This is a genomic window from Bacillus sp. FSL K6-0255 (assembly GCF_045040725.1).
GTDB lineage: Bacteria > Bacillota > Bacilli > Bacillales > Bacillaceae > Bacillus > Bacillus subtilis.
In genome coordinates this window covers 3,450,453-3,463,702 of the sequence record NZ_CP150278.1, presented here as the reverse complement: position 1 = coordinate 3,463,702, position 13,250 = coordinate 3,450,453, and the positions used below count along the sequence as shown (strand labels likewise).

Here is a 13,250-nt window from a genome sequence, read left to right as displayed (position 1 = left end):
GAGTCCGATTTCCTATTTATCCAAATTCAGCCATGATGTAACATGAAAAAGGATAAAATAATCATTTCTTAAGCAGGTCAATAGAATTATTTTAGTATGAAAATAGAATTCTATTCTCACAAAAACCGTGGAGGTTCGTAATGAAAAAGATCATCTTTATTTGCTTCAGCTTATTACTTGCCCTGACAGGAGGATGCAGTATGAATGACAATGATAAAAACAGCACAAATGACAATAAAACAGAAGCGGTAAAGCCAAAAGACATGGATCCCAAAGACCTGCCTCAAGTACCTGCGTTTCAGGACGAGAAAACGAGAGAGTACATGGTGTCAACAAAAGAAGAGGAACCAGGATATTATTTGCTGGAATCTAAGCTGAAAGGGTTTAGGATGTTGTTTCCGGAGGATGGAAAGTATTCAAGTTATTTGTCTAGCCATGATGAAAATGAAGAAATCATAGCATTTGATAGCTATAAAAAAACAAAAAATAAAATGCTAAATGCACAAATAGAGTATTATCAAGGAGTAACTTTTATTAACAATCCTGAGACAATGTTAGACCAAATTAGTAGTGAAAATGGCTATAATGGTAATTTTGAAAAACTAGAGAGCGAAGGTAAAGATATTTATATTGCTCACAAGAAAAATAATTTTGAAAATGATAAAAATAAATATAATTTTTCGTACAGATACTTCGGTTATATTAAATCTACTGAGAAAGACCAAATAGGTATTGTGTTTTCGTTTATGTTTAGATGCCCAAATAATGATAAGCCTTGTACGTTAGATAAAGATAACTTAGGAGATCAGGTTAAAAAGCTCGTAAAATCCATCACCTTTTTAAATAAGGAGGGGTAAGATGGCTAACTATAATATATTTTCAAATGAAAATGTAAAACTGCGGTTAATAAATTTAGAGTATGATTATAAAAAAAAGTTTGCATCAAACAATCCTAAAGAAATAAAGGAAGCAAAAGCAGAATTTGAAGCGGAAGTCCGCAGGATCTATAAAGAAGAAACTAATCAAAATCTTCCTAAGGATATTGAGATATATACATCTAAAGAACTGATTAAGAAAAATAACCAAAAAGATAAGTCAATAAAAGAATCGGGTTATGATGGTACGGCAATATATATAAAAGATAGTGAAAATCAAATAGACCAACTTCATATTATTTCAGAAGGTAGTGCTGATAACGAGGATTGGTCTTATAATTTTTTTGGCCTCTTCTTAGGGATCGACAATAGCCAATACAGAGCAACGAGAGAATTTACTAAGGAAGCAAAGAAAAGAGCTGGAAATTCTGATGAGTTACATACTTATGCTCTTGGGCATTCACTTGCAAATAACAACCAGTTAATGGTTCAGTTAATAGATGGAGAATTTGATGAAGTATATGGGGTAAACGGTGCTCAGGTTAGTGTAAATCATTTGTTACAGGCTGATAAAGATTTACTTGATGCTATGATCAATAAATTTAATGTTCTGAATACTGATGAACTTGAAAACGTCCGCAAAGAAGACCTTAAAAAAGCAATCACCCAATACTACAATGACAAAGGCGTCACAGCAAAGATCACCCAGCGTATTTCTAAAGATGACCCGCTTTATGGCGTCAGCGGAAAGGCCGATTTTATTACATTTGGCAATGTAAAGATGAAAGATACAAATACAGATGTCAAAGGAATTAGAAGTATTATAGATAAGATTCCTGATGAGGAAGTCCGTTCTATCCAAACTTTTTTACGAAAGTATTCGGATGAATATAAAAAAGGCGGGCTAAACGGATTTGTCATGGCTTCGACCGGGATAGATGCAGAGCTTGTCGGCAGTATAATTAGTGCTGATGGAAATGTGGCGAAAGGGAAAATAGTGAAAGACCGGTTTGGTGATATACAGGTAATGGTTAAAAATATCGGGGAAAAAATGCCGGCCTTTATCAAATTCTTTCATACTATCTTGAATAATAGCGGAACAGTTGTGGATCAGCTTGAAGAGAATGGGTATATTGATGAGACGCAAAGGAAGAGTATCAAAAAACAGTTAAAAATTGTTAATAGTAAGATAGGCGATATAGAAATTCAATATCAACAGTTAAAATACGCACTTTCTACTAATAATGTAGTTGCAATTGTTTATTATGTCTGTGAGTTAATAGGCAGTGTTAATGAATTAAAAGATGCATTTGAAACACTCGACACAGAAACAAAAGACGCACTAAAACTTATCGTCGACGGCCACAGTATCGTTCAAATGCTCAACGCCTTGTCAAAGGAAAAAGGCTTCAGCTATAAAGGCTCCGATATTTATTTTACAGGGAAGAGCGGCTCGGGAGAAACGATTCAAGTCAATCTCTCATCCGCTGTCAGAATCTATCAAAACGGTATGAAAATCGTTGAAGATATGGAAGATGCGATTTCTAAGTACCAGAAGGTTTACAGTCAGGAAATCGATGAAGATTTCATAGACAAAAAGCAGGCGATCATCACGGCTATTCATCATATGGAAGAAAACCCTTCGCATTATGCCTTCGATCTTCAATTCCGGCTTGCAGCTGGTTTCAGCCACACATTCGATAAATTGGAGAAAATCTCTGTTCATGAATCATTCCACACAGGTGCGCTTCCTGCAAATGATGGAATTGTTGCTGAATTAAAAAAACAGACAACAGAAAAAAGAGATTTTATCAAAAATATCCGCGAGAGTATTGAAAAGCTGTTTGAAAAAGAAGAAATGATTTCTCAGTTATTTGATTTTCAGCCTTAGGAGGAATATGAAGAGTGACTTCCTTATTTTCAGAAAGTGAAACAGAAATTGTATCAACGACCTATATGTTTCTTACCCAAGATGAAATGAAGGGGAAAGCGGGCACCCTCAATCAACCGATCAACGACTTTCTCAGCCTGACAAAGAAATTTGAGTCTTCATTAAAAGAGGAAATCAAAGGGCAAAAAGGGTTGATTGTAAAAAAAATAAAAAAAGAGCTTGAGTCGAAAAGCGAAAAACGAAAAGCTGCCCTTCAGATGATAAAAGAAGAACATACCGCAAAAGTTGATCGGTACAAAATGATCATTGAAGACTTGCGGCAGCAGGATGTAACATTGACTTACAGAAAAAAGAAGCCAGTGCTCTAACATAAAAATCTCCTATTCAAACAATGAGTGGGAGATTTTTATTTTGATCACGGCAAAAATATACTGAAAAAGTCTTTCTCCATTGATATGATTGAGAAAGAGTAAAAATCATCCTTTTGCTATGACTTTTCACCTTTCTGAACGCTGAAACAGGAGGAAAATATATGCCAACCAAGAAACAAAAATCTAAAAGTAAATTGAAACCCTTTTTTGCCTTAGTAAGACGGACCAATCCTTCTTATGGAAAGCTTGCCTTTGCGCTTGTCCTCAGTGTTGTAACCACGCTGGTCAGCCTGCTCATTCCATTATTAACGAAGCAGCTTGTCGATGGTTTTTCTATGTCAAATCTGTCAGGCACGCAAATCGGTTTGATCGCGCTGGTGTTTTTCGTTCAGGCGGGTTTAAGCGCTTATGCCACCTATGCCCTTAACTATAATGGTCAAAAAATCATCTCTGGGCTGCGGGATTTATTATGGAAGAAATTAATTAAGCTTCCTGTCTCTTATTTTGATACAAATGCTTCCGGAGAAACAGTCAGCCGTGTAACGAATGATACGATGGTGGTCAAAGAACTGATTACAACCCATATCAGCGGGTTTATTACAGGCATCATTTCTGTCATTGGATCATTGACAATCTTGTTTATTATGAACTGGAAGCTGACACTGCTTGTGTTAGTGGTCGTTCCGCTGGCCGCTCTTATTTTGGTGCCGATTGGACGGAAAATGTTCTCCATTTCACGGGAAACGCAAGATGAAACGGCTCGTTTTACAGGACTGCTGAATCAAATTCTCCCGGAAATCAGACTTGTTAAGGCTTCAAATGCGGAGGATGTCGAATATGGGCGCGGGAAGATGGGGATTTCCTCATTATTTAAGCTTGGCGTTCGTGAAGCCAAGGTTCAATCGCTTGTCGGCCCGCTTATTTCACTCGTGTTAATGGCAGCGCTTGTCGCAGTGATCGGATATGGCGGCATGCAGGTCTCATCAGGCGAGCTCACAGCCGGAGCGCTCGTGGCTTTTATTTTATATTTGTTTCAAATTATTATGCCGATGGGCCAGATTACAACGTTTTTCACACAGCTGCAAAAATCAATCGGTGCAACAGAACGAATGATTGAGATTTTGGCAGAGGAAGAGGAAGATACAGTGACAGGAAAACAAATTGAAAATGCACATCTGCCTATCCAGCTTGATCGCGTGTCTTTTGGATATAAGCCTGATCAGCTGATCTTAAAAGAGGTCAGCGCCGTCATTGAAGCAGGGAAAGTGACAGCGATCGTCGGTCCGAGCGGCGGGGGAAAAACGACGCTGTTTAAGCTGCTTGAACGCTTTTATTCTCCGACTGCAGGGACCATTCGGCTGGGGGACGAGCCGGTCGATACTTACTCGCTTGAATCGTGGAGGGAGCATATCGGGTATGTATCACAGGAAAGCCCGTTAATGTCCGGGACAATCAGAGAAAATATTTGCTACGGGTTAGAACGAGATGTGACGGATGCTGAGATCGAAAAAGCCGCGGAGATGGCATATGCGCTCAATTTTATAAAGGAGCTGCCGAATCAGTTTGATACAGAAGTGGGCGAACGCGGCATTATGCTGTCAGGCGGACAAAGGCAAAGAATCGCGATTGCGAGAGCGCTTCTCCGTAACCCAAGCATTCTTATGCTCGATGAAGCTACCTCAAGTCTCGACAGCCAATCTGAAAAATCAGTTCAGCAGGCGCTGGAGGTGCTGATGGAGGGCCGCACAACGATTGTTATCGCTCACCGCCTATCTACCGTTGTAGATGCGGACCAGCTTTTGTTTGTTGAAAAAGGGGAAATTACCGGTCGTGGAACACACCATGAGTTAATGGCTTCCCATGGCCTTTACCGGGATTTTGCTGAACAGCAGCTGAAAATGAATGCGGACTTAGAAAACAAAGCCGGGTAAATTTTGGTCGAATCAGCCAATAAAAAAGAGGAGGGATTTTCCCAATCCTTCCTTTTGAACTATTGAGGGGCTTACGATTTATGGTATACTACTGACGGTAATATTGTATAAAACGGAGGGTAGTTGTGGGAAAACACACTTCTGAACATAAAAATCACGCACAAATTGTCCAGCTGCTTCAAGATGGACAATATTTTTTTCATAAAGGCTTGAAAGCGTATAAAGAGCGCAATCTAAAACGGGCAAGCAAACTGATTCAGCGCGCGGTTCATTTGGAGCCGGAGGATTCAGAGATGCTTTCACAGCTTGCGGTCATTTATTCGGAAATGGGCCAGTATCAAGAGTCGAACGATCTTCTTGACTATATCATGGCAAATCTGGAGGCCGAAATGCCGGAGTGCCATTACTTTAAAGCGAATAACTTTGCCCATCTGGGGCTCTTCCAGGAAGCTTATAAAGAAGCGGCCGCTTATTCTGATGCGGACCCGGATGGTGAATTCGCCGAAGAAAACGATAGTCTGCTTGATTTGCTCGATTTAGGAGACGACGGCATTGAGGATTCGTTGTATGATCAGGATGAACTGCTGGTGAAACAGGATCGGGCAAAGTCATTGCTGGAAAGCGGCCAGCTTGCTGAAGCGGTTGCGGCGCTTGAGGAAATCACAACTGAATATCCGGAGCTTTGGTCAGCATACAACAATCTCGCGCTTGCCTATTTCTATTCAGGAAACGTTGTAAAAGCGAAGCAAACCGCTTATGAAGTGCTTTCTCATAATGAAGGAAATCTTCACGCCTTATGCAATCTTCTCGTTTTCTACTATTATGAAAGAGAAGACGAAAAAGTGGCGGAATTGAGTGATCAGCTCTCCAATGTCTATCCGATGCTATTGGAGCAGCGTTATAAATTGGGTGCTACTTTGGCGCTTGTCGGCCGCTACGAGATCGGATATAAATGGCTCAAATCATTATATAAAACCGGCTTTGAGGGTGACGACACCTTCTTTTACTGGCTTTCCTGCTCTGCTTATTTTACGGGACATACCGACTTTGCCGAGACGATCTGGAGAAAAGTCGAGTCGCAATATCCCGGCGAAGACCGCCCGGCGCCTTGGATTGAGCGGAGGGAAGCTCTTCCTTCATCTGTGGAGCAGCGACTCGCAGCCTATTATATCAGCAGCACAAAGGGAGAAACAGAGCATCTTGAAGCGGTGATACGCTCAAAGAGAATTACCGCTCCTTTTGAAACTCATTTTGTAAAGCTGCTTCTGAATGGAGATTCTGCGGCTGCTGACGTTTCAGAGGATGCACTTTTCGCTTATCAAACGGTCAAACTATTAGAGCAAGCTGAAAAAGAAGAGATGAAAACAGAAGTCATGAGCTGCTGGGTTTTTCATGTCATCCAGCAAATTCGTGCAGCTGCTCCGTTGAAGAATGAGAAAGGCTGGGCAGCAGCCATCTGTTATATTTGGAAAGAAGCCCATGGCAAGCAAGACACGAAAAAAGACACAGCGGCCCGATTCGGCATCTCTCCGGCAACTTTGACGAAATATATGAAATATATTGATGATATTCTAGAATAGTAAATTTTAAAGAGTTGATTTATTTAATCGACTCTTTTTTTGTTAGATAGATTATATTAAGAAAATAATATCGACAGTTTTTTTACACGCTTAAGAAAAATGACAAATGATGTGTGACTTGACATCTGTTTGAAACATAAATGTAATAAAATTTATCGCTAATTTGTCGAAACTTGATGGTATAATGATTCTCGTACATAAGGAATTAGTGTTTTTTACATATGATGTGAAATAAACGCTATACAACCAGAATAAGAGATGCACAGAATAATTAACCATAAACAACCATCATTCCTCGTAGAGTATGAGGAACGAAACTTGATGTTCAAAATACGATTCCAAATGAGGACAGGTTCACAGTAAAAGGGAGGATATAAAAAGTGAGAAAGAGTTTAATTACACTTGGTTTGGCTTCCGTCATCGGGACAAGCAGTTTTTTGATCCCATTTACAAGTAAAACTGCATCGGCGGAAACATTAGATGAAAAGAAACAAAAAATCGAAAGCAAGCAATCTGAGGTTGCTTCCAGCATTGAAGCGAAGGAAAAAGAATTAACCGAGCTTCAGGAAAATCAATCAAAGATTGAAAAAGAACTGAAAGACATTAACGATAAGGCGCTTGATACAAGCAACAAGATTGAAGATAAAAAAGAAGAAAACGATAAAACAAAAGAAGAAATCAAAAAACTGAAAAAAGAGATTAAAGAAACTGAAGCACGCATCGAAAAACGCAATGAAATCCTGAAAAAACGCGTTCGTTCTTTACAGGAAAGCGGCGGATCTCAAGGATACATAGATGTTCTTTTAGGATCAACAAGCTTTGGTGACTTTATCTCTCGTGCGACTGCGGTTTCATCTATTGTGGACGCAGACAAAGATTTAATCAAACAGCAAGAGCAGGATAAAGCGAAGCTCGAAGATTCTGAAGCGGATTTGAATGACAAGCTGAAAGAAGTTCAAGCTGCCTTGGCTAAATTAGAAACAATGCAAAAAGACCTTGATAAACAGCTTAATGAAAAAGACAAGCTTTTCGACGAAGCAAAAGCAAGCCAAAAGAAAACGGCTAAAGCGATTTCTGAATTAAAATCAGAGGCGTCTGAACTTGCAAATCAAAAAGCAAATACTGAAGCTGAACAAGCACGCATCAAAAAAGAACAAGAAGCAGCGGCTGCTTTGATCAAAAAGCAGGAAGAAGCACAAAAAGCATCTGATGAAACACAAACAGATGACAGTCAAACGGCGACAACTGAATCATCAAAAGCAAGCTCATCTGATGATTCTTCAGACAATTCTTCAGACAATTCTTCTAACGGTTCATCAAACAGTTCGTCAAACGGCTCATCTTCTAAGAAGAGCAGCGGCTCAAACAGCAATTCAGGCGGCACTGTTATCAGCAACTCTGGCGGAATTGAAGGCGCGATCAGCGTTGGTTCAAGCATTGTAGGACAATCTCCGTACAAGTTTGGCGGCGGACGCACTCAGTCTGATATCAACAACCGTATTTTTGACTGCTCATCATTCGTACGCTGGGCATACGCTTCTGCAGGTGTTAACCTTGGACCTGTAGGCGGAACAACAACTGATACGTTAGTTGGCAGAGGACAAGCTGTCAGCGCGTCTGAAATGAAACGCGGAGACCTTGTGTTCTTTGACACTTACAAAACAAATGGACACGTAGGAATCTACTTAGGAAACGGTACTTTCCTAAACGACAATACATCTCATGGCGTATCTGTTGACTCTATGAGCAATCCTTACTGGAAAGCAGCATTTAAAGGTGTTGTAAGACGTGTTGTTCAATAATAAATATGACAAGGGCCTTCTATAAACAGAAGGCTCTTTCTTTATTAACATATACCCTTTTCGAATACATTTAATCGTGTTGAGCAAAAAAATAGCGTATCACCATGAGATTTTATAGGATATGGGTAAGGAATACGTTTGATGGGGATTCTTATCTTATAAGAAAGAGCCCAAACTTGAAAAGATGGTTTAAGGAGTGAATAGTGTGTCAGAAGAAAAAATTTATGACGTGATTATAATCGGCGCGGGCCCTGCTGGGATGACGGCCGCTGTATACACATCAAGAGCGAATTTATCGACATTAATGATTGAAAGAGGAATTCCTGGCGGACAAATGGCCAATACGGAAGATGTAGAAAACTATCCTGGATTCGAAAGTATCCTTGGGCCTGAGCTTTCTAACAAAATGTTTGAACACGCGAAAAAATTCGGCGCTGAATACGCTTATGGCGATATTAAAGAGGTCATTGACGGCAAAGAGTACAAAGTAGTCAAAGCTGGTTCAAAGGAATATAAAGCCCGTGCTGTCATCATTGCTGCAGGTGCGGAATATAAAAAAATCGGCGTGCCTGGCGAAAAAGAATTGGGCGGACGCGGTGTATCTTATTGTGCAGTATGTGACGGCGCTTTCTTTAAAGGCAAAGAACTTGTCGTTGTTGGCGGCGGAGATTCCGCGGTTGAAGAAGGCGTATATCTGACTCGTTTCGCTTCAAAAGTAACGATTGTTCACAGACGTGATAAACTCCGTGCTCAAAGTATTCTTCAAGCGAGAGCATTTGATAATGAAAAAGTTGACTTCCTATGGAACAAAACTGTGAAGGAAATTCATGAGGAAAACGGCAAAGTCGGTAACGTAACGCTTGTCGATACGGTAACCGGTGAAGAAAGTGAATTCAAAACAGACGGCGTATTCATTTACATCGGCATGCTTCCTCTGTCTAAACCGTTTGAAAACCTGGGCATTACGAATGAAGAAGGCTATATCGAAACAAACGACCGCATGGAAACTAAGGTTGAAGGGATTTTCGCTGCCGGAGACATCCGCGAAAAATCACTGCGCCAAATCGTAACGGCTACAGGAGACGGAAGCATTGCGGCACAAAGCGTACAACATTATGTCGAAGAGCTCCAAGAAACGCTGAAAACCTTAAAATAAAAAGGGCTGTCATACGAGTTTCACATTACGTTACTGGGTTTTAATTCCGCTGTAACACATGTGTAATGCTTTTCGGTTATGATTAATAAAGTAATTGACCCCCTTTTTATAATGAATACACTTTTTTGGCACGGATTCTCCAGTTATCCGTGTCCTTTTTTTGTCCATAAATAAAAGAGAATTCCAGTTACAGCAAAATCATCTGAATTAAGGAATGAATATGCTGTAAAATAGAAGAAAAGATTGTCAATGTCTCTTCATTGTGGGAGGCATCTTGAAGCGGTATAATAAAGAGACGATGACAGGACGAAGGTTAGGTGACGTACTTGCAAAGAGTGACAAATTGTGTGCTTCAGACGGATGACAAAGTTCTTCTGCTTCAAAAGCCGAGACGCGGATGGTGGGTCGCGCCGGGAGGCAAGATGGAGAGCGGAGAATCAGTCAGAGACTCCGTCATCAGAGAGTACAGAGAAGAGACTGGTATCTATATCATAAATCCTCAATTAAAAGGCGTTTTTACCTTTATTATTAAAGACGGTGACCACATTGTCTCCGAGTGGATGATGTTTACGTTTGTCGCTGATTCATATACAGGACAAAATGTATCAGAATCAGAGGAAGGCAAACTGCAGTGGCACGATGTCAATGACATTCAGAACCTGCCTATGGCCCCTGGAGACGGCCATATCCTTGATTTTATGATGAAGGGACAAGGGCTGCTGCACGGCACATTTACGTATACACCGGAATTTGAGCTGCTCAGTTATCGTTTAGACCCGCAGCACATCAAATAGAAAGACAAGTCAGGGGGGAGAAAGATGAGTGTTAGTGAATCACATGATATTCAGCTTGTCATTATAACTGGAATGTCGGGAGCGGGGAAAACTGTCGCGATCCAAAGCTTTGAAGATCTCGGCTATTTCTGCGTCGATAATCTTCCGCCTTCATTGCTTCCGAAGTTTTTAGAGCTGATGAAGGAATCAAATTCTAAAATGAGCAAAGTTGCGCTTGTGATGGATTTGCGCGGCCGCGAATTTTTTGACCGGCTGATTGAAGCGCTGGATGAAATGGCCGAAAATCCGTGGATCACACCGCGAATTTTATTCCTGGACGCGAAGGATTCCATTCTCGTCACAAGATATAAAGAAACGAGACGCTCGCATCCTTTGGCAGCGACTGGCCTGCCGCTTGAAGGCATCGCGCTGGAACGAGAGCTGCTTGAGGAATTAAAAGGCCGCTCTCAAATCATTTACGATACGTCTGACATGAAGCCGCGTGATTTGCGTGAAAAAATCGTGAAGCACTTTGCGACAAACCAAGGAGAGACATTTACCGTGAATGTCATGTCATTTGGTTTTAAATACGGTATTCCAATTGATGCAGATCTCGTCTTTGATGTCAGATTTTTGCCGAATCCGTACTATATCGAAAGCATGCGGCCGCTGACTGGCAAGGATAAAGAGGTTTCCTCTTACGTCATGAAGTGGAATGAAACACAAAAGTTCAATGAGAAATTAATTGATCTGCTGAGCTTTATGCTTCCATCTTACAAAAGAGAAGGAAAAAGCCAGGTTGTCATTGCGATCGGCTGCACAGGGGGCCAGCACCGCTCTGTGACATTAGCCGAGAATTTAGCTGATTATTTCAAAAAGGATTACTATACTCATGTTACTCACCGGGACATTGAAAAGAGAAGCCGGAAATAAGATGGGACAAAAGCCGAAAATCGCAATCTTTGGCGGCGGTACAGGTCTTTCTGTATTGCTTAGGGGCTTAAAGCATAAACCTGTTGACATCACGGCCATTGTAACAGTTGCCGATGATGGGGGAAGCTCTGGCCGTCTGCGGAATGAACTGAAAATTCCGCCTCCCGGAGACATCAGAAATGTGCTTGCCGCTTTATCCGATGTGGAGCCGCTTGTTGAAGATCTTTTTCAGCACCGCTTCAATAAAGGGAATGACTTAACAGGCCATTCTCTCGGGAATTTGATTTTGGCAGCGATGACAAATATAACCGGTGATTTTTTTCACGCTGTCACTGAAATGAGCAAGGTGCTGAATGTAAGAGGAAAGGTTTTGCCGGCTGCCAATGCCAGTGTCGTTTTGCATGCTGAGATGGAAGACGGCCGCGTGGTCTCAGGCGAGTCAACGATCCCGGAATACGGACAGCGTATTAAGCGTGTTTTTCTCACGCCTGAACAGATTGATCCGCTGCCGGAAACAATAGACGTGATCAGGGAAGCGGATTTGATTATTATCGGCCCGGGAAGCCTCTATACAAGCATTCTTCCCAATTTGCTCGTCCCAAAAATCGGGGAAGAAGTGATAAAGGCGCCGGCGAAAAAAGTATACATTTGCAACGTGATGACTCAGCCCGGCGAAACGCTCCATTACACCGCTGCTGATCATGTGAAAGCGCTCAATCAGCATATGGGCTGTGGTTTTATTGATACGATATTAGTAAACAGTGAAGACATTCCCGACGAAATAAAGCGTAAGTACGAAATGGAATCGGCGCGTCCTGTTGATTTTGATATTGAAGAGCTGAAAGCGATGGGGCTTGAAGTCATCAGAGATCAAATTGTAACGTATAAAAATGACGTAATACGTCACGATACACATAAAGTGGCCTCTCTTCTTGTTGATTTACTGAAAGAATGAAGCCTTGAAATGAGGTGGCTATATGTCATTTGCATCAGAAACAAAAAAAGAATTAACGAATCTGGAAGTGAAGGACTGCTGCATTAATGCCGAGCTGTCTGCACTCATTCGGATGAATGGAGCTTTATCATTTACAAACCGCCATCTCGTACTCGATGTTCAAACCGAAAACGCGGCGATTGCCCGCCGCATCTATACATTGCTGAAAAAACAATATGATGTGTCGGTCGAGCTGCTGGTCAGAAAGAAAATGCGGCTGAAAAAGAATAACGTTTATATTGTGCGTTTTTCAGAAAATGCAAAAGCGATCTTAGAGGATTTAAAAATACTCGGGGAGAATTTTGTGTTTGAACGAAGTATTTCGAAAGAGCTGGTCAAAAAGAGATGCTGCAAGCGTTCTTATATGAGAGGAGCATTTTTGGCAGGAGGTTCGGTCAATAACCCGGAAACCTCCTCGTATCATTTAGAAATCTTCTCTCTTTATAAGGAGCATAACGATTCATTATGTGACCTGTTAAATGAGTTTCAGTTAAACAGCAAAACGCTTGAACGGAAAAAAGGCTATATTACCTATTTAAAAGAGGCTGAAAAGATTACAGAGTTTCTGAACGTAATTGGCGCTCACAATTCGCTTCTGCGATTTGAGGATGTCAGAATCGTTCGGGACATGAGAAATTCGGTCAACCGCCTCGTCAATTGTGAAACAGCCAACTTAAACAAAACGATCGGCGCATCGCTGAGACAGGTGGAAAATATTAAATACATCGATGAAAGAATCGGCCTGGAGGCGCTGCCTGAAAAACTTCGGGAAATTGCGCAGCTGCGGATTGATTATCAGGAAGTGACGCTGAAAGAGCTAGGGGAAATGGTAGCAAGCGGGAAAATCAGCAAATCAGGGATCAATCACAGGCTGAGAAAACTTGACGAAATCGCAGAACAGCTGCGGACAGGGCAAACCGTCACTTTAAAATAACCGTAAAGAA

The 13,250-nt window shown here is 41.2% G+C and carries 11 protein-coding genes; all 11 read left to right on the top strand.

Going from position 1 to position 13,250, the window contains the following annotated elements:
* Positions 1-140: 140 nt before the first annotated feature.
* The 11 genes from MHB62_RS18050 (at position 141) to whiA (ending at position 13,240) form a co-directional block, all read left to right on the top strand.
* Positions 141-857 carry a hypothetical protein gene (locus tag MHB62_RS18050; protein ID WP_032722597.1) on the top strand — a complete coding sequence of 239 codons (717 nt, stop codon included), beginning with the start codon at positions 141-143 and terminating at the stop codon, positions 855-857.
* 1 nt (position 858) lies between these two features.
* Entirely contained in the window at positions 859-2,766 is a 1,908-nt protein-coding gene (locus MHB62_RS18045; RefSeq protein WP_032722595.1) for a DUF6792 domain-containing protein, read from the top strand.
* Positions 2,767-2,780: 14 nt separating this feature from the next.
* The gene (locus tag MHB62_RS18040) at positions 2,781-3,134 is read left to right on the top strand and encodes a hypothetical protein (RefSeq protein ID WP_032722593.1); all 354 of its coding nucleotides are present in this window, start codon (positions 2,781-2,783) and stop codon (positions 3,132-3,134) included.
* A 164-nt stretch (positions 3,135-3,298) separates the two neighbouring features.
* On the top strand, positions 3,299-5,068 hold the full coding sequence (gene bmrA, locus MHB62_RS18035; RefSeq protein WP_032722591.1) for a multidrug resistance ABC transporter ATP-binding protein/permease BmrA: 1,770 nt from the start codon (positions 3,299-3,301) through the stop codon (positions 5,066-5,068).
* 125 nt (positions 5,069-5,193) lie between these two features.
* Positions 5,194-6,648, top strand: coding sequence for a lipopolysaccharide assembly protein LapB (locus tag MHB62_RS18030; protein ID WP_003242799.1), 1,455 nt, complete (start codon positions 5,194-5,196; stop codon positions 6,646-6,648).
* A gap of 380 nt (positions 6,649-7,028) precedes the next feature.
* A complete protein-coding gene (gene cwlO / locus MHB62_RS18025) occupies positions 7,029-8,450 on the top strand; it encodes a peptidoglycan DL-endopeptidase CwlO (RefSeq protein ID WP_009968231.1) in 1,422 nt (473 codons plus the stop codon).
* Positions 8,451-8,655: 205 nt separating this feature from the next.
* Positions 8,656-9,606, top strand: coding sequence for a thioredoxin-disulfide reductase (gene trxB, locus MHB62_RS18020; protein ID WP_003243021.1), 951 nt, complete (start codon positions 8,656-8,658; stop codon positions 9,604-9,606).
* Between the two features lie 317 nt (positions 9,607-9,923).
* A complete protein-coding gene (locus MHB62_RS18015; protein WP_010886622.1) occupies positions 9,924-10,400 on the top strand; it encodes an 8-oxo-dGTP diphosphatase in 477 nt (158 codons plus the stop codon).
* A 24-nt stretch (positions 10,401-10,424) separates the two neighbouring features.
* The gene (rapZ, locus tag MHB62_RS18010; protein ID WP_003243903.1) at positions 10,425-11,312 is read left to right on the top strand and encodes an RNase adapter RapZ; all 888 of its coding nucleotides are present in this window, start codon (positions 10,425-10,427) and stop codon (positions 11,310-11,312) included.
* Between the two features lies 1 nt (position 11,313).
* Positions 11,314-12,267: a gluconeogenesis morphogenetic factor gene (mgfK, locus tag MHB62_RS18005; RefSeq protein ID WP_003244450.1), complete on the top strand. Its 954-nt coding sequence runs from the start codon at positions 11,314-11,316 to the stop codon at positions 12,265-12,267.
* 22 nt (positions 12,268-12,289) lie between these two features.
* Positions 12,290-13,240 carry a DNA-binding protein WhiA gene (gene whiA / locus MHB62_RS18000; RefSeq protein WP_003243775.1) on the top strand — a complete coding sequence of 317 codons (951 nt, stop codon included), beginning with the start codon at positions 12,290-12,292 and terminating at the stop codon, positions 13,238-13,240.
* Positions 13,241-13,250: the final 10 nt, after the last annotated feature.